Here is a 23,910-nt window from a genome sequence, read left to right on the forward strand (position 1 = left end):
ATATATTGTTAAACTTTCACTATATATAAAATAACATTATTTTCGTTAAATGTCAAAGATTTTTTGTTGCAGATTGTCAAACATTTAAGATTTTTAAAAATATAATAAAATTATTGTGATTTATTAGTCTGTTTTATGTACTCGTAGCCTTGCACTATTATGCTCAATTTGCTATAATAAAATTTATAATCAGTAATTAAAGGAGCTTTATAAATGAAAGGTATTCGATTTTTTGCGGCGCTTTATGCCGCAAAGCTTGCGACTGTGGCACTTTCTGTAATGCACCGCAACGGTACTCATATGCCGGGCGTACTTGCTATGAAAATCTGCCCCGATTTTCTCGGCAGAATGGACAAGCCGAAAACAATCATCGGCATAACCGGCACAAACGGCAAAACCACAACTGCAAATATGATTAACGATATTCTTGCAGACAACGGGTATTCTCCTGTAAATAACCGTGCAGGCAGTAACATTCTCGGCGGTGTGGCAACAACCTTGATCTCCGCCGTTAATTTGAGAGGCAAAACAGTAAAAGACCTTGCTGTACTTGAGCTTGATGAACGCAGTTCAAGACTTATATATCCGTATGTTCATCCGACATACTTACTCTGCACAAACCTTTTCAGAGATTCTTACAAGCGTAATGCTCACTCTGAATTTATATTCGACATTCTGGACAAGCACATTCCAAAGCAGACAAAACTTGTTTTAAATGCAGACGACCTTGTAAGTGCAAGACTTGCCAAAGGCAATGACAGAGTATATTTCGGCATTGAGAAGCAGGACAACGAGGTTCTCAATGAGAATACAATAATCATCGACACTCCGCTTTGCCCCGAGTGCGGCAGCAGACTTGAATATGACTTCCGCCGTTATCATCATATCGGTACGGCTCACTGTACAAAATGCGGTTTCCGTTCGCCAAAAGCCGATTACGATGTTACAAAGGTAAACGAAAGCACCGGAAGAATTACAATGTCACTCAAGGGCAAACAGGCTGATTTTAAAGCAGTCGGTACTTCTGTTACGGATACCTACAACCTTGCAGGTGCGATTGCCGTTCTCTCCGAATTTGGTCTTAGCGCAGAGCAGCTTAAGAAATCCGTTGAAAAACTTGAAATTGTAAAGAGCCGTTATGACGAAGAAAAAATCGGCGACAAACAGGTTATTATGAGTGTTGCAAAGGGACAGAACCCCGTAGCCTGCTCAAGAGTATTTTCTTCCATTAAAAATCACACAGGCAAAAAAGCCGTTGTACTTATGCTTGACGACCTCGGCGACGCCGAAGAAACAAGCGAAAACACAGCTTGGATATACGATACCGACTTTGAATTTTTAAATGACGATTCAATTACACAGGTAATTTGCAGCGGTGTTCGCCGTACTGACTACAAGGTAAGACTTCTGCTTGCAGGCGTTCCCGAAGAAAAAATTACTTGTGTTGAAAAAGAGTCCGATGCGGCAAATGAAGTTGACCTTGACAAAGCAGATACAATTTTCTTCCTTTATGATGTTTACACAACATCTTACGCCGCAATTTCAAAAAATACAATCAGTGACAGAATGGCTGAAAGGGGTGCAAAACAATGAAAATAGAAATTCTATTCCCTGAAATATGCAATCTTTTCGGCGATATGGGCAATATGAAATACCTGAAAAAATGTTTGCCAAACGCTGAATTTATTTCAACCGCATTTGGTGACAAACCGCTTTTTGCAGACGAACAGCCAAATTTAATTTACCTTGCACCGTCAAACGAAAAAAATCAAGAGCTTATAATAAAAGCTCTGCTCCCCTACCGTGACAGACTCAAAGAATTGATTGACAACGGCACTCCTATGCTTTTCACGGGCAATTCGGGAGAAATTCTTTTTAAAGAGATAGAAAACTATGACGGCAGAAAAATCCCTGCGCTTAATATTTTTCCGTTTACCGCAAAGCGTGAGCAATATACAAGATTTAACGGTCTTAACCACGGCACAATGGCAGACGGAACAGAAATTCTCGGTTTCAGAAGCCAGTTTACATATTGGTTTGGTGATAATTCCGATTGTTTCTTTGTCAAATGCATTAAGGGAATCGGTATTAATAAAGAGTCCGATAAAGAGGGCATTATGGTGAACAATGCAATTGCCACGGCACAGCTCGGACCGCTCCTTGTAAATAACCCCGCATTTACAAAAAGATTATTAAAACTTATGGGCGCCGAAAACACCGCACTCGCATTTGAAGACGATGTAAAAAAAGCCTTTGAAATTCGCAAAGCAGAGTTTGAAAATCCAAAGACTAAATTTATTTTGTAATTAATATTTTAAGCATAAAGCCTGTTGATTTAATCGACAGGCTTTAATTATAGGTCCTATTTTTAAACTATTCAATAATACTTTTACAGTATTCCTACTGCTTATTAAATATAATCATTCACAACAAAGTATCTCTTTAGGAACTTTGCCTTTGGTAGAATACACATTTATACCGTTTTCAATCTGCATAAAAATTGTATCGACAATTTCTTGAGTTATAACTTCGCCCTTTGCCACAATCGGAATCCCGGGCGGATATGCCCACACATACTCAAGTGAAATTTTATTAATACTGTTTTTCAATCTGTAAAAATCTCCGCTTTTGCCGCTGCAATCACAAGGATTCAGTGCTATGCAAGGCTGTGAAAGAAGCAGATTATTATAATTTAATTCTTTTGCAGAACATTCGCTGTCAATGCTTTGTAACGCATTTACAAGTCTTGCAAAGCCCTCATCAGTATCGCAAACTGTCGTAATCAGTAAAACATAGTCCGAGCATACCATTTCAGGCTCAATTTTAAAATCGTTTCTAAGTTTGTCCGCAAGCTGAACGCCGTTAATATTCAGTCCTTTTACGGACACGGTAATTTTAGAAATATCAAAATCAAAAAAATTATGATTTTTAATATTATCATTGCCACAGCAAAGAACCTTTATATTTTTCAATTCTCGGCATTTTTCGTCAAAAGAATTAAGCCTGATTATATATTCATCAAAAGCCTTTGTATTCTTACAAAAATCAAGGCACTTTTCGATTGACGACATAAAAACATATGACGGACTGCTGGTTTCAAAAATTGCAAGGTTTTCGGCAAGAGGATTGATTAATTCTTCGTTTGAAGTGAGCAAAAGCGCAGTTTGTGTAAGTGACGGCAAAGTTTTATGCAAACTTGCCACCGCCACATCTGCTCCGCACTGTATTGCCTCAACAGGAAAGCTGTCCGAAAAAGGAAAATGCGCTCCATGCGCCTCGTCAACAAGTACCGACACATTATGTAAATGCGCAATTCTGCTTATCTCTTTTATATCTGATACTGCTCCCTCATAGGTCGGCGAAGTAATAATCAACAGCTTTGCATCGGGATTTTCCCTGATTGCTTTTTCTGCCTGCAACGGTGTAATCGAACAGTTTATACCAAACTCTTTATCAACTTTCGGCACAATATATTTTGGGGTTAATCCGCAAAGCTCAAGCGCATTATAAACAGACTTGTGACTGTTGCGGGCAACAATCACCTTATCTCCCCTGTCGGTCATGGCACGAACAGCAGATAATATTCCGCCCGTTGCGCCGTTTACAAGCAAAAACGCTTTCTTAACATTATATAATTTCTCCGCAAGGTTCTGCACTTCAAGAATACAACCCTCCGCATTATGCAAATTGTCAAAGCCGTCAATCTCTGTAAGGTCAATTTCATAAGGCATTATGCCGTCACAAAGCATAAGATTGCGTTTATGTCCCGGCATATGAAACGGATACACTCCGCTTTTTGAATATTTTTTTAATTTATCGTACAGCATTACCAGTCAGTGCCAAACTCTCTTAATTCAAGTCCCTTGTTATGCTCAAGCGCCCAGTCAATGCTCCAATAACTTGTAAACAGCAACAAATGATTGCCTTTTAAGTCCTGTATACGCTTTGTATCTGACGCAAGGTCAAGTTCCTTTGGATTTACATCTTTATTTACAATCCATCTGATATATTCGTAAGGCAGATTTTCCATAATAATATCAACATTGTATTCGTTTTCAAGGCGGTATTTAAGAACATCAAACTGCAACACGCCTACTACGCCTACAATTACTTCTTCCATACCTGCGTCAAGTTCCTGGAAAATCTGAATTGCACCTTCCTGCGCAATCTGACTTGTACCCTTTATGAACTGCTTTCTTTTCATTGTGTCTTTCTGACGAACGAGTGCAAAGTGCTCCGGTGCAAAGGTAGGAATACCCTTGAACTGAATTTTTTTGCCCGGTGAACAGATTGTATCGCCGATAGAGAAAATGCCAGGATCAAACACACCGATAATATCGCCTGCATATGCCTCTTCCACTATTTCACGCTCCTGCGCCATAATCTGCTGCGGTTGAGAAAGACGCATTTTTTTATTGCCCTGAAGGTGGTAAACCTCCATATTTTTCTCAAACTTGCCGCTGCAAATTCTCATAAACGCAACTCTGTCACGGTGCGCCTTATTCATATTTGCCTGAATTTTAAATACAAATGCAGAGAAATAATCAGACATCGGCTCAACAATGCCGTCAACTGTTTCTCTTGCAAGAGGTGAGGTTGTAATCTTTAAAAACTGCTCAAGGAACGGCTCTACGCCGAAGTTTGTAAGAGCCGAGCCAAAGAATACGGGAGTAAGCTCGCCTCGTCTTACAGCCTCAAGGTCAAAGTCATCGCCTGCACCGTCAAGGAGTTCAATATCATCAAACAAATCCTGTCTGTGGTACATACCGATTACATCATCAATGTTCGGGTCATCGAGAGTAATTACGTTTTTCTCAACTTCTTTCTGACCGTTGTTAGCGGTAAATGCAAGAATTTTCTTTGAATTTCTGTCATACACACCCTTAAATTCTTTACCCGAACCGATAGGCCAGTTTACAGGGCAGGTATGAATACCGAGTACATTTTCAATATCCTCAAGCAAATCAAAAGGATTTTTCGCATCTCTGTCCATCTTATTGATAAATGTAATAATCGGAATATGGCGCATTACACAAACCTTAAAAAGTTTGATAGTCTGTCGCTCAACACCCTTTGAACCGTCAATTACCATTACCGCCGAATCGGCAGCCATAAGTGTACGGTAGGTATCTTCGGAGAAGTCCTGATGTCCGGGGGTGTCAAGAATATTTATGCAGTAGCCGTTATACTTAAACTGCAAAACAGAAGAAGTAACGGAAATACCACGCTGTTTTTCAATTTCCATCCAGTCCGATACTGCGTGCTTTGCAGTACGCTTGCCCTTTACAGAGCCTGCAAGATTGATTGCTCCGCCGTATAAAAGGAGTTTTTCTGTAAGTGTTGTTTTACCCGCATCAGGGTGCGAAATAATCGCAAAAGTCCTGCGCTTGCTGATTTCTTCGTTTAATGAACTCATCTTTTACAATCCTTTCGGAATCATTTTACATACTTTTCTACAATACTATATTTTACTATTTTTATTATATATATGTCAATAAAACGGACGAAAAATATTTGTTTTACGGTATATAAAAAATCAATTGCTACAAAAGCTTGACAAATATGTAATTTTATTGTAATATATAGTTGATGAAGGTAATAAATTCATTTTATATTTTGTTTTTTCCTATTTTTTCATATACCTTCCAAATCGGGGCAGGAGTTTTACTTCTGCCTCAAATTCTTTTACGGAGATTATTATGAGTAAATCAATCGGACTGTATCTGCATATCCCGTTTTGCAAAAGCAAATGCCCTTACTGCGATTTTTACAGCACAAGGGCGGGCGAATATGAATATAACGACTATGTTATTGCTTTAAAAGAAAAATTAAAATATTGGAGCAATCACTTTAACGGAACTGTAAAGACCGTATATATCGGCGGAGGCACTCCGAGCGTTCTCGGAGCGGAAAGGCTTTGCGATATTCTTAGTTCCGTAAAAGAAAATTTTACACTCGAAAGCAATGCGGAAATCACGGTTGAAGTAAACCCTGACAGCGGAAAAAAACTTGATTTTGCCTTAATGAAAAGTACAGGCTTTAACCGCTTGTCAATCGGTATGCAAAGCGCAGTACCCGCCGAATTAAAAAAGCTCGGCAGAATACACACCGCCGAAGACGCAAAACATACGGCAGAGCTTGCACAAGCTACGGGAATTACCAACATTTCGCTTGACCTTATGACAGGCATTCCTCTGCAAACAAAGGAAACTCTAAAACAATCCGTTGACTTTTGCGCTCAATGCGGAGTTACTCATATTTCATCGTATATTTTAAAAATTGAGGAAAACACAAAATTTGCGCAAATAGAATCAAAATTAAATCTTCCGAGCGATGACGAGCAGGCCGAACTCTACCTATATACAGTTGAATTGCTTGAACAATACGGATATATGCAATATGAAATTTCAAATTTTGCAAAAAAAGGTTTTGAAAGCAGACATAATTCAAGCTATTGGGAGTGCGGCGAGTACATCGGAATAGGCCCGTCCGCCCATTCGTTCTTTAACGGTAAAAGATTTTTCTATGACAGAAGTATAGAGAATTTCAAAGCAAACAAAATTATCAATGACGGCGAGGGCGGCACTGCCGAAGAATTTATTATGCTGTCTTTGCGATTAAAAAAGGGACTCGATACCGAAGAATATGCCAAAAAATACGGTACTCCGTTGCCGCAGAGTTTTTTCAAAAAAACTGATTTGTATGTAAAAAACGGTTTTATGGAACACAACGGCACTTCTTTTTCTTTTACTCCAAAAGGCTTTTTGGTTTCAAACACAATACTCGCCGATTTAATATAACTTAATTTTTAACAATTTTATAAAATAATGTTAATTTTAATTTCGTTGCCGTAACAACATATTTGCCGACCGAAAAATATTATACTTATACCACAAGGTAAGTAATTACAACAACTTACAATTGTATAAATAAATATTTTGGAGGCAACTATGGATTATAAAATGTTTTGTTATCAATGTCAGGAAACAGCTAATTGTTCAGGCTGTACAGTAAGTGGTGTATGCGGCAAAAAGCCTGATACCGCAAATATGCAGGACTTGCTCGTATATGTTACAAAGGGCATTTCGGCAGTTACCACACTAATTAGAGCAGAGGGAAAACAGATTGACAAAAGCATAAATCATCTTATTACTCTCAACCTTTTCACAACAATTACAAACGCAAATTTTGACAAAGATGTTATCGTTGAACGCATTAAAACAACCCTCAAAGTAAAAGAGAATTTGTTAAAAGAAGTTTCCGATAAATCAGCACTTCCAAGCGCATCTTTATGGAACGGAAATGAAAGTGAATTTGCGGCAAAAGCGGCTACAGTCGGCGTACTTGCCACAGAAAACGAAGACATAAGAAGTCTTAGGGAACTTATAACCTACGGTTTAAAGGGACTTTCGGCATACAGCAAACACGCAAATGTTCTTATGGAAGACAATGAAGAGCTTGACGCTTTCTTACAGAGAGCGCTGTCAATGTTGCTTGACGATACACTGTCCGTTGACGACCTTGTAGCACTGACGCTTGAAACAGGTAAATTCGGCGTTGACGGAATGGCTATGCTTGACAAAGCCAATACTTCCGCATACGGTAATCCCGAAATTACAAAAGTCAACATCGGTGTACGCAGTAACCCTGCAATTCTTGTTTCGGGTCACGATCTTCGAGATCTTGAAATGCTTTTAGAACAGACAAAAGATACAGGAGTAGATGTTTACACTCATTCGGAAATGTTGCCTGCGCACTACTACCCTACTTTTAAAAAATACAGCCATTTTGTCGGCAATTACGGCAACGCATGGTGGAAACAAAAAGAAGAGTTTGAGAGCTTTAACGGCGCAATTCTTATGACTACAAACTGTATTGTACCGCCAAAGGACAGCTACAAAGGCAGAATGTTTACAACAGGCGCAGCGGGCTATCCGGGTGTAAAACACATCGGCGGCGAAATCGGAGAAATAAAAGATTTTTCGGAAATCATTGAAGTTGCAAAAAAATGCAAACCTCCCGTTGAAATCGAAAGAGGCGAGATTGTAGGCGGATTTGCTCATAATCAGGTACTTTCTCTTGCAGATAAAATCGTAGAGGCCGTGCAGAACGGCGACATCAAGAAATTCATTGTAATGGCAGGCTGTGACGGCAGAGCAAAGTCAAGAAATTACTACACCGAATTTGCAAAAGCATTGCCAAAAGATACGGTAATTCTCACCGCAGGCTGTGCAAAATACAAATACAATAAACTTAATCTCGGCGATATAAACGGTATTCCCCGTGTTCTCGATGCAGGTCAGTGCAACGATTCCTACTCGCTTGCGGTTATTGCACTTAAGCTAAAAGAAGTGTTCGGTCTTGATGACATTAATGAACTTCCAATTATCTACAATATTGCCTGGTATGAGCAAAAAGCCGTAATCGTTCTTCTCTCTTTGCTTTACCTCGGAGTCAAAAACATCCATCTCGGCCCTACACTCCCTGCTTTCCTCTCTCCGAATGTATTAAATGTACTTGTAGAAAACTTCGGAATAAGCGGTATCGGTTCTGTAGAGGACGATATAAAACTTTTCTTTAATAAGTAAGATTGGTGTTTAACGCACGGTTATTATTAAATAATTATAAGAGTTCGTCAAATTTTTCACTGACTGATATTTACCCCAACTTTTGATAAAAATAAAAATCACGGGCAAAACATTCTGCTTGTTTTGCCCGATTTGCTTATATATCAAAAAACAGCCGCATTGCTGCGGCTGTCCTCAGTTTTTATGAAGTTTTGAAATTATCGTGAAAACACGGTGTTATCAATGTAACTCGGGTTATCAGCCAACCTTGGCATCTGCTGTATCACCAAAGAAATTGAATCTGAAAAGTTTGCTTTCATCATTCTTATTATCACAGATGATGCTTGCCTCTGCAATTCTGCCGCCCTCAATAAGCTTTGTTAAGCCAACGAGCTGACAAAGTTTGCTCTTAAGGTTTAATCTGTCGCCTTCGCTTGTAACGAGATATACATTGCCCTCGCAGGTATCGAGCACGGCGAGGAATTTGGTTACATCAATGTCGTGTAAATTAAGGATTGGTGTCATAAAAATTTCCTCCTTTAAAAATATCAATTTTTATTTTTTCGTGCGCCATTTACCATTTGGCAAAATCTAGACTTAAATTCGACTTAATTAATTTTACTCGAGTAATGTGACTGTTTAATCAGCCGATAGTCAAGCGGACTATTTACTTGACAATTATTATTATACTCAAAAGTTCGTGAAAGTCAACATTTTTTAAAATATTTATTTGTATAATATGCTGCTCAAATGTACATATCAACTAATTTAAAGTTGATATTTTTGTCTATATATCATAACAGTTAGAACATATGTTTACATTTTCTTCATTTGCTTTTTACATTATTTAATCATCTTTACTATTATAAAAGGATACTTAGAACAATATTTTGACTTTTTTAACAAAGTTGTATTTTTCATAAACAGAATAATATGTCTATTACAATTGACTAAAAACAAAAATAATACTATAATTACACTAAAAGATGAGGTGAATACATTGATAAAGCTCTATTTAGCTGATATTTCAGTTCTTTGCGACCCCTTGAATGATAACGGTAAAATTTCTCTTTTACCTCAAGAAAGGCAAATAAAGATACTAAGATATAAACTTGCCGACGATCGCAAACGCTCGCTCGGAGCAGGTTTAATTATAAATAAAATTCTCAATGAGAATAATATTGACATAAATTCAATTTATTACGGCAGTAACGGCAAACCGTATGTTGATAAAATTTTCTTTAATGCGGCTCACTCCGGTAACTTTGCTTTCGGAGTCAGTTCCGATAAGGAGATAGGCTGTGATGTTGAAATCATTAAAAAACCTCGCCTTGACGTTGCAAAAAGATTTTTCACCGAAAATGAATACAATTATATTATTCATTCGGAAAATACAAGCAATGCATTTTACAAACTTTGGACGATTAAAGAAAGTTATATAAAGCAGAGTGGCGAGGGATTGCGAACACCTCTCAACAGTTTTGAAATTAATATAAATAAAGATACCATTACCGTTTCTGAAAATAACAAGGAGAAAAATTGCTATATCACCCACTTTGAATTTAAAAATCATTCATTTGCCATATGCAGTATGGAAGAACCTCCGCTTGAAATTGAATTTAATTACTTATAAAGTAGTTCTGTTCAAAATGTTTTATAATCATTTAAGTAAAAGCGTGTACTAACAATAACTTGCAAAGCAAAACGCTCCAACTGCAATTAAACAGTCGGAGCGTTTTTATAATAGGTAGATTAATGATTGAATCTTGATAAAAATGCCTGTGTTCTCGGATTTTGCGGATTATTGATTACTTGTTCGGGTGTACCTTGCTCGGCAATTACACCGTCAGCCATAAAGATAATTTTATCTGCAACATCTCTTGCAAACTCAATCTCATGAGTAACAACAATCATTGTACTGTCAGAAGTTTTAAGACTTCTAATAACATTGAGCACCTCGCCTGTAAGTTCAGGGTCAAGTGCCGATGTAGGCTCGTCAAAGCACAAAACATCAGGATTAAGAGCAAGCGCTCTTGCAATGGCAACTCGCTGTTGCTGACCGCCGCTTAGGTTACAGGGATACGATTCGCTCTTCTCCGAAAGTCCCACTTTTTCGAGCAAGCTCAATGCGGTTTCTCGGATAATTTTTTGTGCGTCTTTATGATTTTTCGCACCCATATATTCGCCTGTCTGCTTTATCTGTTCTTTTGCCGCAAGGCGTGGAGCAAGCATAATATTGTCAATTACGCTGTACTGCGGGAAAAGATTAAAAGACTGAAACACCAGTCCGAAATGCAGTCTGTTTTTGCGAATTTGCGACTCACTGTTTTTGCCGGAATCATTGCTGTCAAAAAGCACCTTATCCCCTACACTGATTTTGCCGTTCTGCGGAGTTTCAAGAAAATTAAGGCATCTTAAAAGTGTGGTTTTGCCCGAACCGGAAGAACCGATAATTGCAAGCACCTCGCCTTTCTCAAGCGAAAAGCTGATGTCTTTCAGGACGGGAGTTTTGCCGTAGCTTTTACGGATATTTTCAACGCTTAACAATGACATAACTGCCCCTCCTTAACCTTTGTAATAATCGAGCTTTTTCTCTATAAACGAGAAAAGAATTGTTAAAACACCGCAGAACACAAGGTAAAATACCGCCGAGTAGAACAACGGCCAAATAAGTCCCTGCATTGAGAAGTCTTTTGCCATCATCAAAATTTCAGGAATAGCGATAACGCTTGAAAGTGATGTATCCTTTACAAGCGTAATAATTTCGTTGCCGATCGGTGCTGTGATTTTCTTTACAACCTGCATAAGCACAACCTTAAAGAAAATCTGCGGCTTAGTCATACCAAGCACCTGTCCTGCCTCATACTGTCCCTTTGGCACAGACTCAATACCGCCACGGTATATTTCAGAAAAATATGCCGAATAGTTAATAATAAATGCTATAAGCGCCGCATTTATTCTTGAAAAATTGAATCCGCCATTTGTCATAAGCGGGGGAACATAGAACACAACAAAAAGCTGGAGCATAAGAGGTGTGCCTCTGATTATCCACACAAAAGTTTTTGTAATCCACTTAATCGGTTTAAATTTTGACATTGAACCCATAGAAACAATAAGTCCAAGCGGCATAGCCGCAAGAATTGTCACTATAAAGATAAGGCAGTTTTGTCCAAAACCCTCTAAAAGGCTGTTTGTAACATTTATAAACTGGTTCATAATTATTTTGCCTTTACAAGGAGTAAATCCTGAAGATTATATTTTTCTGCAATCTGCTCAAGTGAACCGTCGTCGGCGCAAGCCTGAATAGCGTCATTGAGTTTTGCAAGAGTTTCTTTGCCGTCCTTACGGAGTGCGATACCGTACTGTTCAGGTGAGAAAGCCTTGTCAGAAACTACCTTAAGGTCTGAATAATCAGAACCCTCTGCAAGTGTACCGATTGACATTACATAGTCGATAACCGCAACATCAGCTGTGCCCGACTTAACCTCAAGCAAAGCCTTTGCCTGTGAATCAACTGAAACATAATCGGCGCTTGTAAAGAATTCATCACTCTGGGCAACCTCTTCACCTGCTGACTTCTTCTCTGCAACGACAGTCTTACCCTTAAGTGCATCTGCCGATGTAAGCTGATCCGCAATGTCTGCCTTAGCAACCATAACCTGCTTATTCTCCATATACGGAGTTGAAATGCTCATATTTTCCTTACGCTCTTCTGTAATTGTAAGACCGTTCCAGATGCAGTCAATAGTCTTTGCATTAAGCTCTACTTCCTTTGAATCCCAGTCAATCTTCTGGAACTTAGGTGTAACGCCCATCTTTTCGCAAACCTTTGTAGCAAACTCTGTTTCAAAACCTGTGAGATTGCCGTTTTCGTCCATATAGTTCATCGGCTCAAAATATGTAATACCGATTACAAATTCGCCTTTATTCTGAATATAAGTCCAATCGTTTTCAGTTTCCGAAGAACCTTTAGCGGTTGTTGAATTTGAACCGCCGCAACCTGCAAGAGCAGTTGCCGCCATAACACCTGCAAGTAATAAAGCTGAAATCTTTTTCATAAATGTTTTCCTCCATAATTTAACTTAGCGAAAAGCTACACTATATTATAGCATTATCACATTAGCAAAGTAAAGTGTTTTCGACAGATTTTTCCCTGTTATCGTAAATTTTATAACATTATTACAATCTGCAAGTTTGCAAAATTGCAATCGGATAACAGTTTCTTAAAAAACAAACCTGTTTTATTCTAAATGTTGGGGTAAAAATAATAAATAATGGTTTAGCAAATTGTTTCGACAAGCAATTATAAAAGTTTGGTCAACCTTTTCAAAGGTTGTGGGTGTGGGCAAAGCCCACAAATACTTTCAGTTTACGCAATCTAACGATAGCCAAACAGCTTGCGGTTTGGGGCTTGAACACAATGGCGTTAGCCTTTAAATGCGACAGCAACAAGAAAAGAAATTAGTTATTTCACTAATAAAATATAGGTCTTTTTTTAATGGCTGTCGCCTGTTTTTTCAAGCTTAAGTTTTAGCACGCAACAGCGAGCTGTTTGCGCCTGATAAATTGTTATATCGGAAGATTTTTATGGGCTCTGCCCAAACCCGCTATTTTTGAAAAAATTGAGTAAACTTATTTGTTTTTTGGAGGATAATTTGGCGTTAGCTAAATTTCAATGCCCGACCGACACTCCCTAAACCATAATTTTCCCAACTATAAAAAGCCAAAAAGAAAACGGCACTGATAAAAAGTGCCGTTTTAAAGTTAAAATAATCAGCCAAGCTTTGCGGCAAGGAGATTACCCATATTGTACATACCTGCGTTCTGATCTGCAAGATAAACAGCGGCATTTACTGCGCCGACTGCAAATACCTCTTTTGATTGAGCCTGATGTGAAATAGTTACCACCTCATCGTGACCCGCAAAAATAACCTCGTGTTCGCCAACAATAGTACCGCCTCTTACAGAGTGAATACCGATTTCATTCTTAGAACGCTTTTTGCGGTAAGAATGGCGGTCATAAACATACTGCGGTTCTTCTGCAAGTGTGTCGGAAATGCCGTCTGCAATCATAAGTGCAGTACCGCTTGGAGCGTCAATTTTCTGATTGTGGTGTTTCTCTACGATTTCAATATCGAAATCTGCCGCACCGAGAATCTTTGCAGCCTCTTTTGAAAGCTCAATAAGAAGATTGATACCGAGCGACATATTTCCCGAATAGAAAACAGCTACGCTTTCCGACGCTTTTTTTATTTTTTCAACCTGCTCAGGTGAATAACCTGTTGTGCAAAGTACGCAAGGAATTTTTTTCTCAAGCGCATATGCGAGAATATCGTCAAGAGATGCAGGATTTGAAAAATCTATAATAACATCAGCCTTTTTGTCTGATACGGCAAGGCTCTCAAATACAGGATAATCGTATGCAGGTGTTCCGAAAGGATCTGCGCCGAAAACAATTTCACAGTCATTTCTTGACTGAACAGCCGAAGTAACGGCCTTACCCATTTTTCCGTTACAGCCTACAAGAGCTATATTTACCATTTTAAACTTCCCCTTTTGTACGAATTACTTTACGTGCTTGCCGAGAAGATCGTACTTAGCAAGGCAATCCTTAAGATCGTGATAGCCTGCTGCGCTCATAGGAACGAGCGGAAGTCTGCACTCACCGCAGTCAAAGCCAAAGAGGTTCATAGCTGTCTTAATCGGAATAGGATTTACATCGTTGAACATAATGTTCATAAGCTCAAGGTAGTGGAAGTGGAGCTTTTGAGCCTCTGCAAAGTCATTTTCAAGGCAAAGCTGACAAATCTTGTGCATTTCAGCAGGGCAAATGTTTGCAAATACTGAAATTACACCCAAAGCGCCGAGTGACATAAACGGAACTGTCTGGTCGTCATTACCCGAATAAATGTCAAGATTATCTCCGCAAAGTGAACGAATGAGCGCAACCTGTGAAATATTGCCGCTTGCCTCTTTTGCAGCAACAATATTAGGGTGCTTGCAAAGCTCCTCATATGTCTTTGGCTGAATGTTACAGCCTGTTCTTGACGGAACATTATAAAGAATGATAGGAAGGTCAACTGCGTCTGCAATTACATTGAAGTGCTTTACAAGACCTGCCTGTGAAGTTTTATTGTAATATGGAGTTACACAAAGGAGTGCGTCTGCGCCGGTTTTCTCTGCAGACTTAGAAAGCATAACGGCAGTTGAAGTATCATTGCTGCCTGTGCCTGCAATAACAGGAATTCTTCCGTTGATTTTCTCTGACACGAAAGAAAGCACTTTGCAGTGTTCTTCCTCCGAAAGAGTTGCTGCCTCGCCTGTTGTACCGCAAGCGATAATGGCATCTGTACCGTTTTCAACATGGAATTCAAGCAACTGCTCAAGTACATCATAATTTACGCTGCCGTCAGAATTCATAGGTGTTACAAGAGCAACACCGGAACCTGTGAAAATGTGATTTCCCATAATTTACCTCCATTTAAGATTTTTAATTTAAAATTAAATTTTATAAAGCTGACGGCTTAAATCAGTCCATATAGCCTTCAGCGCAAAGGAGCTCTGCAAGCAATACTGCGCCGCCTGCTGCGCCTCTTAATGTGTTGTGTGACATACATACAAACTTGTAGTCATACTGTGTGTCTTCTCTGAGTCTGCCTACAGAAACAGCCATACCGTTCTCAAGGTTTCTCTCGCTCTTAATCTGTGGACGATCAGGCTCTGTAAAGTAGTGTAAGAACTGCTTTGGTGCACTCGGAAGCTCAAGCTCCTGTGCTCTGCCCTTGTATGATTCCCAAATCTTGATGATTTCATCTACTGATGGTTTCTTTACGCCGTCCTTAAATGACATAAATACAGCAGCTGTGTGACCGTCTGAAACAGGTACACGAATGCACTGAGCTGTGATGGCAATATCGTCTGTCTTAACGATTTTGCCGTTCTCAATATGGCCCCAAATCTTGAGCGGCTCCTGCTCTGACTTCTCTTCCTCACCGCCGATGTAAGGAATAACATTATCTATCATTTCAGGCCATGTCTTAAATGTTTTGCCTGCACCTGAAATTGCCTGATATGTGCAAGCGAGAACCTTATTTACACCAAGCTCCTTGAGTGGGTGAATAGCAGGAACATAGCTCTGAAGTGAACAGTTAGACTTAACGGCAATAAAGCCTCTCTTTGTGCCGAGTCTTTTTCTCTGCTCGTCAATAATTTTGATATGATCTGCATTAATCTCCGGAATAACCATAGGAACATCCGGAGTAAATCTGTGTGCCGAGTTATTAGAAACGATTGGGCACTCTGCCTTTGCATATCTCTCTTCAAGAGCTTTGATTTCGTCTTTCTTCATATTTACAGCGCAGAAACAGAAGTCAACCTGTGAAGCAACCTCTTCAACATTCTCTGCGTCAACAATTACCATATCTTTATATTTCTCTGGAAGATCCTTTGTCATATGCCATCTTCCCTCAACTACATCACCGTATTTTTTACCGGCACTTCTTGCACTTGCCGCAAGAACCTTTACCTCAAACCATGGGTGATTCTCAAGAAGGAGAGCAAAACGCTGACCAACCATACCTGTTGCACCGATAATACCAACTTTAAATTTCTTCTGATTCACAACAATTCCTCCGAATGAAATATTTTTTATAAAAAGCAGTTGCCTTATTTGATAAAATATTATATTATTAAGACAGTGTGTTTTGCAATGCCGAGCTTTGTCGAACAAACGCACAAACTGCTCATATTAAATTATAATATATCATTTAATATTTATAATGTCAATTATTTTTGCAATCACAAACACAATTTTTATAAATTTTCAGCCTCATTTTCGAGGTTTTTTCTTGAGAGGAACTAAAAATGAAAACAAGTGATTTTTATTACGATTTACCGAAAGAACTTATCGCTCAAACCCCCGTCGAACCCCGTGACAGTTCAAGACTTATGCTGCTTGACAGAAACACAGGTGAAATTGACCACAAGCATTTTTACGATATTATAGACAGCTTAAACCCCGGAGATTTGCTTGTGGCAAACGATTCACGAGTTTTGCCTGCAAGAATTTATGGCATAAAGGACGAAACAGGCGCAAGAGTTGAATTTTTGCTGTTAAGACAGATTACCGGCAACCGTTGGGAGGCGCTCTGCAAACCCGGTAAAAAAGCCAAAGAGGGCGCTTCTTTTACTTTCGGTGACGGACTTTTAAAAGCTACCGTTGCAGAAGTAAAAGATGACGGCAACAGAATAGTTGACTTTGAATGTGACGAAAACTTTTTCAGCACACTTGACAAAATCGGTCAGATGCCGCTTCCTCCTTATATTACGGAGGAGCTTAAAGACAAAGAGCGTTACCAGACAGTTTACAGTCACGAATTAGGTTCTGCCGCCGCTCCCACAGCAGGACTTCACTTTACAAAAGAGCTTATGCAAAGAATAAAGGATAAAGGCGTAAATATTGCTTATGTTACACTGCATGTCGGTCTGGGAACATTCCGTCCCGTAAAGGTAGATGATGTAACAAAGCATAAAATGCACAGCGAACATTACGAAATTCCGCAAGAAACCGCAAAACTTATTAATGAAACAAAGAAAAACGGCGGCAGAGTAATTGCAGTCGGCACAACTTCCTGCCGTACTCTTGAAAGTGTTGCGTCATTCTACGGAGAAATTAAACCGTGCGAGGGATTTACGGATATATTCATTTATCCGGGTTATGAGTTTAAAGTGCTTGACGGACTTATCACAAACTTCCACCTCCCGGAGAGCACACTTATTATGCTTGTAAGCGCTTTTGCGGGCTATGATAATGTGATGAATGCGTACAAAACCGCCGTTGAAGAAAAATACAGATTTTTTTCATTCGGCGATGCAATGTTCATTTCTTAATTAAAAACATTATTATTGCGAATTAAAAGGAGATTTCTATAATATGTTAAAAATTATTAAAACAGAGGGAAACGCTCGCCGAGGCGAATTTGTTACACCTCACGGCACCGTGCAAACTCCTGCGTTTATGAATGTTGCCACCTGCGGAGCAATCAAAGGCGCAGTTTCCGCACTTGATTTAAAGCAGATAAAATGTCAGGTTCAGCTTTGCAACACATATCACCTGCACCTAAGACCGGGTGACGAAAAAGTCAAACAAATGGGCGGACTTCACAAATTCACCCGTTGGGACGGTCCTATCCTCACCGACAGCGGCGGATTTCAGGTTTTCTCGCTTGCAAAGCTAAGAAATATTAAAGAAGAGGGCGTTTATTTCAACTCTCATATTGACGGCAGAAAAATTTTTATGGGGCCTGAGGAAAGTATGCGTATTCAGTCAAACCTCGGCTCTACAATAGCAATGGCTTTTGACGAGTGTGTAGAAAACCCATCTCCGTATGACTATACAAAGAAAAGCGTTGAGCGTACAACACGCTGGCTTAAAAGATGTATAGCAGAAATGAACCGTCTTAACTCGCTTGAAGATACAATCAACCGTGAGCAAATGCTCTTCGGCATAAATCAGGGCGGCATTTACAATGACTTGCGTATTAATCATATGAAGGAAATTGCAGACCTTGACCTTCCGGGCTATTCAATCGGCGGTCTTGCTGTCGGAGAACCTACGGAAAAAATGTATGAAATCATCGAAGCAGTTGAGCCTTATGCACCGAAAGACAAACCGAGATACCTTATGGGCGTAGGTACTCCCGTAAACATTCTTGAGGGAATCGCAAGAGGCATTGACATTTTTGACTGTGTAATGCCAAGCCGTAACGCAAGACACGGACAGTTGTTTACATGGGAGGGTGTGCGCAACATTAACAACGCAAAATACGAAGTTGACGAACGCCCGATTGACGAGCATTGCGACTGCCCTGTTTGTCAAAACTTTTCAAGAGCATATATACGACACCTCCTCAAAAGCGGTGAAATGCTCGGTATGCGCCTTGCCGTTCTTCACAATCTGTACTTTTATAATAATCTTACGGCAGTTATCAGAGAACAGCTTGACAACGGCACTTTCACAGAATTTTACAATAAATATCGCAATATTCTCGGAGTGAGAATTTAATACCGATATTTTTTAAAAAACTTCTTGCAAGATTAATATAAAGCTGTTATAATCAATGTAATGTATGAAAGGAATGACTGCTATGAATTTTTTAAATCAGGTTGTACTTGCTGACGCTGCTTCTGGCAACGCTTTCGGTACATACGGTATGATTCTTATTTGGGTTTTGGTATTCGCTGCAATGTACTTCTTTATTTTGCGCCCAAGCTCAAAGAAGAAAAAAGAAGAAGCACAGATGAGAAACTCTCTTGAAATCGGTGATGAAATTACAACAATCGGCGGCATTATGGGCAGAGTTGTTGCAATTAAAGATGATGAGGACGCTATCATTATTGAAACAGGTTCCGACAGAGTTAAAATGAAATTTAAAAAGTGGTGCATCTCTACTGTTGATACAGTTAAGGAAGCTCCCGCAAAAGAGAAATCTTCTGATAAAGAAGAAAAGACAGAGAAAAAAGGTCTTTTCGGTAAAAAGAAAAAGGACGAAGAGGACAAGTAATCTAATCTTTTCGTTTCATTCACTTAGTTTTTGAATTAAATAACTTTCCCTCGAATATATATGAGTATATTAATATTTATATTATTCGGGGGAATTTTTATGTCTGATAAAAAACAACTCATAAAATCGGTTTTTGTAGGTGTACTTACATCCGCACTTACGGAAATTATACTTATGTCGCTGTTCTCCGTACTGATAATAACCTCGGGGTTACTGCCTGCCGATATTACCGACTACATAATGGTGGCAGTCACAGCTATGTCGGTATTCTGCGGCGGATTTATCTGTGCAAAAGTCAATAAATCTTCCGGATTAATATGCGGTTTACTCACAGCAGCGGCGGTATTTGTAATTATTACCGTAATCGGGCTTTTGCAAAGCGAAGCCGTACTTACCCCTCTTTCTCTGATTAAACTCGGCGCAATGCTTATCTGCGGCTGTGCGGGCGGTGTATTGGGAGTTAATCAAAAAGAAAAGGTATTTATAAAATAAAAATGTAATTTTAACGATTTTAAATTATTTTGCTTAACTCGTGCAATAAACCATAATTTATTAATATTATCCAAGCATTTGGAACAGAACTAATTATTTTTCTTTATACATTTTCTTTATACAAAATATGACAGAGCTTTGAGTTTTTGAATCAAAGCTCTGTTTTTTGTAAAAATTTACAAGTTTGTTTACAAAATATTCATAAACTATTCAGAAAAAAATATAGAAAAAAATCCTGTAATATGATATAATAGCATAATACGGAAGTGTGCCGTAATGAAGGTATATGAAAACAATACATTTGTGTAATAGATAGGATGTGTAAAAATGGCCAGAGGTATTAAATTACCGGAAGAATTAAAAGATTGGAAAATCACTTCGCTTGTTTCCGAAAAGAAAGGGCAAAATAAATATCGAATTGTAAAAAAAGACAGCAACGGCGAGGTTTTCGCTAACCTGTTCCATATTTTTGCATACGGTAATCACTACAGCAATGAGAAAGCCGATTTTTTTGAAGATGAAGTTAATTTTCTCAATTCCATAGCTGATAAAAAAGAATATTTCACCTGCTTTGGCGCTTATCTTTATGATAATCCGTCAAAAGAAAAAGCAGATATGTATATTGCTACAGAGGAACTTGAACCTCTTTCAAAAGTAATGCGCAGTAAAAACTTTACTGACGACGAAATTACCGATTTCGGCTTGCAGATGGCTGAAATTCTTATGTTTCTCGAAGAAAAAAATATTTTTCACGGCAATATCCGCCCGGAAAATATTTTTGTAACCGCAGACGGTAAGTACAAGCTCGGAGGCTTTTCCGATTTTGAATGTAAAGCATCTGACCTTGACTTCTCAGCACCCGAAGTTGCAGAAGGCAGAAATCCTGACCTTACTACAGATATTTACTCCGTAGGTCTTATTATGTACTGCCTTGCAAACAATAAGGCTTTACCTTTCGAGGGCGGTCTTACAACTAAATCGGAAGCTGTTAAAATGCGTACCGACGGTACGGCAATTACCGCTCCTAAAAACGGCAACGAAAAGCTGAAAAGTATTATCGTTATAGCTATTCAGCCGAAAAACGAAAACAGATGGAAAAATGCCGTTAATATGAAAAACGCTTTGCTTGCGTCTTGCGGAAAACTTACTGCAGAACCCGAAAAAGCACAGGAAAAACAGGAAGAAAAAGAAACTCCCGCAGTAACGGGCGCAGTGCCGACACTTTTTGAACAGGCAGAAAAAGCCGAAAAGGACAAAAAAGCAGAAGACAATACAGAAAAATCCACACAGCCGGAAGAAACAAAAGAACCTGTTGAAAATAAACCCGATGTACCTGTTGTTAAGGAAGATGAAGCAAAGGTTACGGAAACAAATTCGGAAGATACCGCAAAAATTAAACCGCAGACTGCTGAAAAAGAAAATTCTGTTGCTCCCGTTGTTCCTATTTCAAACGATGTTTTTGACGAGTACGAGGTAACAAAAAAGCCCGATACCCAAGTAAAAGCATCTACTAAGGATTACGGTTCGTTCTTTGATGACATTGACGATACAGACAGCAAAAAGGCAGAACCTGTAAAAAATACCGTTTCGGAAACCGAAACAAAGAAATCGGAACCTGTAAAGCAGAAACCCGAAAAGAATGAAATCAAAAGCAGTATTCCGATTGATTATAAATCTAAAAACGCAAAAAATGCAGAAACGGACGAAAAGCCACGCAAAAAGGGCACTACAATTGCAATAATCACGGTCAGCGTAATTATTATACTTGCAGTTCTCGGCTTTGTCGGATACATTGTTTACAATGAGATTTTTGCTGAAAAAATCAATAATACAAAGCCTGCCACGGCAGACGAGATAACAACAGCGGCAACTACCGTGCCTCCTACGACGGTTGCACCGACTACTCAACCTGCAACCGTTGCGGAAAAAGAGATTATTTCAGTTATCGGATATGACTACGAAAGCGCTAAAAATAAACTTGAGGAGCAAGGCTTTAAAGTTGCGGAGGGCAATCACCTTTATAGCACACTTTACAGCGAGGGATATGTAATTTCTCAAAATCCCGAATCAGGCACAAAGGCAAAACCGGGCACTGTAATTACACTTGATATTTCACTCGGCGAAGAGTATGTTGAACCCGAAACCACAGCACCAGAAGAATCAAGTCAGAGTTCTGCGACCGAAAACAATTTTATCTTTGCAAACAGCGATTCTTCATATATCAGTCAGTCAGAAGTAAAAGACCTTAGCGACAACGATCTTGAGCTTGCACTCAATGAAATTTACGCTAAGAGAGGCTGGATATTCTCCGACCCGGAGCTTTCCGCTTACTTTAATTCACAGTCATGGTACACACCACGCTACACTTCTTCGGAGTTTTCTAAGAATGTAACATTTAACGAATATGAGCAGGCTAACATTCAGCTTATTATAAATGAGCAAAAGAGCAGGGGTATTCGCTGATAACCACAGACACAAAAACATTAAAAGGATAAATCATTTATGAAAAAATTTTTTATTAAATTATTTAAAAATAAATTATTTGTTTCCTTTGCAGTAAATGCTTTGATAATGGTTTTTTGCATATATGTTTCTTCGTTTTCATACGACTCTTACAAAGACTATGAAAATTCTCTGCTTATTTCACATTATCACATACCGTACAACAATACAGTCAACTACTTACTCGCATTTGCTGTAAGCAGTATTCAATATATTTTTTCCACAATCAATATTTTTGTATTTGCACAGGTAATATTCGGCTGGCTTGCCTTTTCATCTATCACCTATGCGCTGACCGATAAATTCGGATACAAAATAGGAATTGTATTTTCTGTATTTTTAAACATTTTATTTGCACTTAACCACTATGCAGACATAGCAAGTCAAAAGACATCCGCTATTATGCTTACTGCGGGTTTTCTGCTTATGTTTAATGCAATCAGACGAAAAAGATACAGATTTATGTGCCTGCTTGGCGCAATTGAAATTTTGATTGGCTCGTTCTACTGCTTTGAACTTTTCTTTGTTGCATTGGCGTTTGCGATTGTTTATCTTATTGCCGACCTTATTGCAAAAGGTAAATATAAAATCAAATTTCATAAGTTTATGTGGTATTTCAGACCTTTTCTCATTTTATTCGTTCTTATTACGGTTTTGACTTTTGCTCTGCATAACTACTCCGTAGCAGTCAATACTCAAAACGATACTTTAAAAGGCAACTATGAATACCATCAACTGACAGAGAAAATCGCTAATTTTCCTTATCCCGATTACAGCAAGAACAAAGAGGCTTTTAGCAATGTGGGAATAACAAAAACAGAGTACGAACTTCTCAAAGACGGTTATTACGATGAAAGCACACCGATTAATCTTGATGCGTTAAAACTTGTTGATTCACTGCAAAAGCAGAACAACAATCTTATTACAATTTGGGACAGCTTTGTGGATTTCCTTTCATCAAGCGGAGTAAGTCTTGCCTCGTTTGATAATGACGCAATGCTTATCATAATCTACATTATATTCGTTACACTGTTCCTTGTTTTTCACAAGAAAACTCATATGTTCTTCCCTATCCTGATAACTTTACAGCTCATTGTTTCAAACTCTTTACTGAGATATTTGTTCAACAGTTACTATTACACTGTATATATTTCGTGGATAATGGCTTATTGCGTACTTTTGTACAGCATAGATTTTACAGCGTTTAAAGACGGTTGTAATGCAATGCTGAAAGCCGCAAGAAAAGGAACTTTCTTTGTATCGGCTATGCTTGTTGTAACACTGCTACTTGTAAACTGCCTTGTTTATCAGTCGCACCTGCACAACAACATAGATACCAAAAGCCGACCGAGCAGACTGTATGTTGAGGTCGAAAGACATCCCGAAAGATTCTATATACTTGATACAAAGACTGCAATTGAATACACAAAATATTCAACAAACTATGTCCATCCTATGTGGGGCTTTAAATCCTCATATTTGAGCAATGTTGACAGCTTTGGATATATGCATCATAATTCGGTGCTCAACAAAAAGGGAGCAGACAGTGTGTACCGGGCGGCTATAAGTATAAAAAATGTTTATGTTATTGACAACTACATCACCTATAAAAAAGAAAACTACTTAAAGAAATATTACTCGACAGAAGAAAACAAAAGTTATTTCTATAAACTTGAAACCGAAATTGACGGTTACAAAATTTATTCGGTAGTTTAATAAAGAAAACGCTTTAGCAAGCTTAATTGTTGCTAAAGCGTTTTTTGTACAGTGCAATGAATACGCAAGTG

20 protein-coding genes are annotated in these 23,910 nt (G+C 38.7%); 11 read left to right on the top strand and 9 right to left on the bottom strand.

Annotation, left to right across the window (positions count from 1 at the left end; translation table 11 throughout):
• Nucleotides 1-213 precede the first annotated feature (213 nt).
• Both H8R91_RS04755 and H8R91_RS04760 read left to right on the top strand, forming a co-directional pair.
• The gene (locus H8R91_RS04755) at nucleotides 214-1,593 is read left to right on the top strand and encodes a Mur ligase family protein (protein WP_186935094.1); all 1,380 of its coding nucleotides are present in this window, start codon (nucleotides 214-216) and stop codon (nucleotides 1,591-1,593) included.
• A complete protein-coding gene (locus H8R91_RS04760; RefSeq protein ID WP_186935095.1) occupies nucleotides 1,590-2,306 on the top strand; it encodes a hypothetical protein in 717 nt (238 codons plus the stop codon). The genes H8R91_RS04755 and H8R91_RS04760 overlap by 4 nt, the downstream gene beginning before the upstream one ends.
• A 114-nt stretch (nucleotides 2,307-2,420) precedes the next feature.
• Here H8R91_RS04760 and H8R91_RS04765 read toward each other — a convergent pair whose 3' ends face one another.
• Complete coding sequence (locus H8R91_RS04765) at nucleotides 2,421-3,827, bottom strand: aminotransferase class I/II-fold pyridoxal phosphate-dependent enzyme (RefSeq protein WP_186935096.1); 1,407 nt, start codon at nucleotides 3,825-3,827, stop codon at nucleotides 2,421-2,423.
• Nucleotides 3,827-5,416, bottom strand: a complete 1,590-nt coding sequence (locus H8R91_RS04770) for a peptide chain release factor 3 (protein WP_186935097.1) — start codon at nucleotides 5,414-5,416, stop codon at nucleotides 3,827-3,829. The genes H8R91_RS04765 and H8R91_RS04770 overlap by 1 nt, the downstream gene beginning before the upstream one ends.
• A 283-nt stretch (nucleotides 5,417-5,699) precedes the next feature.
• Here H8R91_RS04770 and hemW point away from each other — a divergent pair, with 283 nt between their 5' ends.
• Nucleotides 5,700-6,800: a radical SAM family heme chaperone HemW gene (gene hemW / locus H8R91_RS04775; protein ID WP_186935098.1), complete on the top strand. Its 1,101-nt coding sequence runs from the start codon at nucleotides 5,700-5,702 to the stop codon at nucleotides 6,798-6,800.
• A 150-nt stretch (nucleotides 6,801-6,950) separates the two neighbouring features.
• A complete protein-coding gene (gene hcp, locus H8R91_RS04780) occupies nucleotides 6,951-8,588 on the top strand; it encodes a hydroxylamine reductase (RefSeq protein ID WP_186935099.1) in 1,638 nt (545 codons plus the stop codon).
• A 237-nt stretch (nucleotides 8,589-8,825) separates the two neighbouring features.
• Here the strand turns inward: hcp and H8R91_RS04785 are convergent, their stop codons facing one another.
• Nucleotides 8,826-9,092 (bottom strand): hypothetical protein, encoded by a 267-nt coding sequence (locus H8R91_RS04785; RefSeq protein WP_022235083.1) that lies wholly within the window; start codon nucleotides 9,090-9,092, stop codon nucleotides 8,826-8,828.
• A 475-nt stretch (nucleotides 9,093-9,567) separates the two neighbouring features.
• Between H8R91_RS04785 and H8R91_RS04790 the strand changes: the two genes are divergently transcribed.
• Nucleotides 9,568-10,200, top strand: coding sequence for a 4'-phosphopantetheinyl transferase family protein (locus H8R91_RS04790; protein ID WP_186935100.1), 633 nt, complete (start codon nucleotides 9,568-9,570; stop codon nucleotides 10,198-10,200).
• Nucleotides 10,201-10,319: 119 nt separating this feature from the next.
• On the opposite strand, the gene H8R91_RS04795 is transcribed toward H8R91_RS04790, so the two are convergent.
• From H8R91_RS04795 to asd, 6 genes are all read right to left on the bottom strand, one after another.
• Nucleotides 10,320-11,120: an amino acid ABC transporter ATP-binding protein gene (locus tag H8R91_RS04795; RefSeq protein ID WP_279287568.1), complete on the bottom strand. Its 801-nt coding sequence runs from the start codon at nucleotides 11,118-11,120 to the stop codon at nucleotides 10,320-10,322.
• A 12-nt stretch (nucleotides 11,121-11,132) separates the two neighbouring features.
• Nucleotides 11,133-11,783, bottom strand: coding sequence for an amino acid ABC transporter permease (locus H8R91_RS04800; RefSeq protein WP_022235080.1), 651 nt, complete (start codon nucleotides 11,781-11,783; stop codon nucleotides 11,133-11,135).
• 2 nt (nucleotides 11,784-11,785) lie between these two features.
• Entirely contained in the window at nucleotides 11,786-12,625 is an 840-nt protein-coding gene (locus tag H8R91_RS04805) for a transporter substrate-binding domain-containing protein (RefSeq protein WP_186935101.1), read from the bottom strand.
• 715 nt (nucleotides 12,626-13,340) lie between these two features.
• Nucleotides 13,341-14,108, bottom strand: coding sequence for a 4-hydroxy-tetrahydrodipicolinate reductase (gene dapB, locus H8R91_RS04810; RefSeq protein WP_186935102.1), 768 nt, complete (start codon nucleotides 14,106-14,108; stop codon nucleotides 13,341-13,343).
• Between the two features lie 24 nt (nucleotides 14,109-14,132).
• The gene (gene dapA / locus H8R91_RS04815; RefSeq protein ID WP_022235077.1) at nucleotides 14,133-15,035 is read right to left on the bottom strand and encodes a 4-hydroxy-tetrahydrodipicolinate synthase; all 903 of its coding nucleotides are present in this window, start codon (nucleotides 15,033-15,035) and stop codon (nucleotides 14,133-14,135) included.
• Nucleotides 15,036-15,096: 61 nt separating this feature from the next.
• Nucleotides 15,097-16,188 carry an aspartate-semialdehyde dehydrogenase gene (asd, locus tag H8R91_RS04820; protein WP_366477163.1) on the bottom strand — a complete coding sequence of 364 codons (1,092 nt, stop codon included), beginning with the start codon at nucleotides 16,186-16,188 and terminating at the stop codon, nucleotides 15,097-15,099.
• 242 nt (nucleotides 16,189-16,430) lie between these two features.
• On the opposite strand from asd, the gene queA reads away from it, so the two are divergent.
• The 6 genes from queA (at nucleotide 16,431) to H8R91_RS04850 (ending at nucleotide 23,839) form a co-directional block, all read left to right on the top strand.
• A complete protein-coding gene (gene queA, locus H8R91_RS04825; protein ID WP_186935103.1) occupies nucleotides 16,431-17,456 on the top strand; it encodes a tRNA preQ1(34) S-adenosylmethionine ribosyltransferase-isomerase QueA in 1,026 nt (341 codons plus the stop codon).
• Between the two features lie 43 nt (nucleotides 17,457-17,499).
• Entirely contained in the window at nucleotides 17,500-18,630 is a 1,131-nt protein-coding gene (tgt, locus tag H8R91_RS04830; RefSeq protein ID WP_186935104.1) for a tRNA guanosine(34) transglycosylase Tgt, read from the top strand.
• Between the two features lie 82 nt (nucleotides 18,631-18,712).
• Nucleotides 18,713-19,129, top strand: a complete 417-nt coding sequence (gene yajC / locus H8R91_RS04835; RefSeq protein ID WP_186935105.1) for a preprotein translocase subunit YajC — start codon at nucleotides 18,713-18,715, stop codon at nucleotides 19,127-19,129.
• Between the two features lie 99 nt (nucleotides 19,130-19,228).
• Entirely contained in the window at nucleotides 19,229-19,621 is a 393-nt protein-coding gene (locus H8R91_RS04840; protein ID WP_022235072.1) for a TIGR04086 family membrane protein, read from the top strand.
• Nucleotides 19,622-19,948: 327 nt separating this feature from the next.
• Nucleotides 19,949-22,084 (top strand): YARHG domain-containing protein, encoded by a 2,136-nt coding sequence (locus H8R91_RS04845; protein WP_186935106.1) that lies wholly within the window; start codon nucleotides 19,949-19,951, stop codon nucleotides 22,082-22,084.
• A 39-nt stretch (nucleotides 22,085-22,123) separates the two neighbouring features.
• Nucleotides 22,124-23,839 (top strand): hypothetical protein, encoded by a 1,716-nt coding sequence (locus tag H8R91_RS04850; protein ID WP_186935107.1) that lies wholly within the window; start codon nucleotides 22,124-22,126, stop codon nucleotides 23,837-23,839.
• Nucleotides 23,840-23,910 lie beyond the last annotated feature (71 nt).

The organism is Ruminococcus intestinalis, from assembly GCF_014288065.1.
GTDB classification, from domain to species: domain Bacteria; phylum Bacillota; class Clostridia; order Oscillospirales; family Acutalibacteraceae; genus Ruminococcoides; species Ruminococcoides intestinale_A.

Bases quoted from the DNA above. Each gene is read 5' to 3' on its own strand.
- H8R91_RS04850 (WP_186935107.1), top strand. From the start codon at position 22,124: ATGAAAAAATTTTTTATTAAATTATTTAAAAATAAATTATTTGTTTCC.
- H8R91_RS04795 (WP_279287568.1), bottom strand. From the start codon at position 11,120: ATGTCATTGTTAAGCGTTGAAAATATCCGTAAAAGCTACGGCAAAACT.
- H8R91_RS04755 (WP_186935094.1), top strand. From the start codon at position 214: ATGAAAGGTATTCGATTTTTTGCGGCGCTTTATGCCGCAAAGCTTGCG.
- H8R91_RS04805 (WP_186935101.1), bottom strand. From the start codon at position 12,625: ATGAAAAAGATTTCAGCTTTATTACTTGCAGGTGTTATGGCGGCAACT.
- H8R91_RS04845 (WP_186935106.1), top strand. From the start codon at position 19,949: ATGGCCAGAGGTATTAAATTACCGGAAGAATTAAAAGATTGGAAAATC.
- hcp (WP_186935099.1), top strand. From the start codon at position 6,951: ATGGATTATAAAATGTTTTGTTATCAATGTCAGGAAACAGCTAATTGT.
- dapA (WP_022235077.1), bottom strand. From the start codon at position 15,035: ATGGGAAATCACATTTTCACAGGTTCCGGTGTTGCTCTTGTAACACCT.
- queA (WP_186935103.1), top strand. From the start codon at position 16,431: ATGAAAACAAGTGATTTTTATTACGATTTACCGAAAGAACTTATCGCT.
- hemW (WP_186935098.1), top strand. From the start codon at position 5,700: ATGAGTAAATCAATCGGACTGTATCTGCATATCCCGTTTTGCAAAAGC.
- dapB (WP_186935102.1), bottom strand. From the start codon at position 14,108: ATGGTAAATATAGCTCTTGTAGGCTGTAACGGAAAAATGGGTAAGGCC.
- H8R91_RS04760 (WP_186935095.1), top strand. From the start codon at position 1,590: ATGAAAATAGAAATTCTATTCCCTGAAATATGCAATCTTTTCGGCGAT.
- H8R91_RS04765 (WP_186935096.1), bottom strand. From the start codon at position 3,827: ATGCTGTACGATAAATTAAAAAAATATTCAAAAAGCGGAGTGTATCCG.
- H8R91_RS04800 (WP_022235080.1), bottom strand. From the start codon at position 11,783: ATGAACCAGTTTATAAATGTTACAAACAGCCTTTTAGAGGGTTTTGGA.
- H8R91_RS04785 (WP_022235083.1), bottom strand. From the start codon at position 9,092: ATGACACCAATCCTTAATTTACACGACATTGATGTAACCAAATTCCTC.
- H8R91_RS04770 (WP_186935097.1), bottom strand. From the start codon at position 5,416: ATGAGTTCATTAAACGAAGAAATCAGCAAGCGCAGGACTTTTGCGATT.
- H8R91_RS04840 (WP_022235072.1), top strand. From the start codon at position 19,229: ATGTCTGATAAAAAACAACTCATAAAATCGGTTTTTGTAGGTGTACTT.
- yajC (WP_186935105.1), top strand. From the start codon at position 18,713: ATGAATTTTTTAAATCAGGTTGTACTTGCTGACGCTGCTTCTGGCAAC.
- tgt (WP_186935104.1), top strand. From the start codon at position 17,500: ATGTTAAAAATTATTAAAACAGAGGGAAACGCTCGCCGAGGCGAATTT.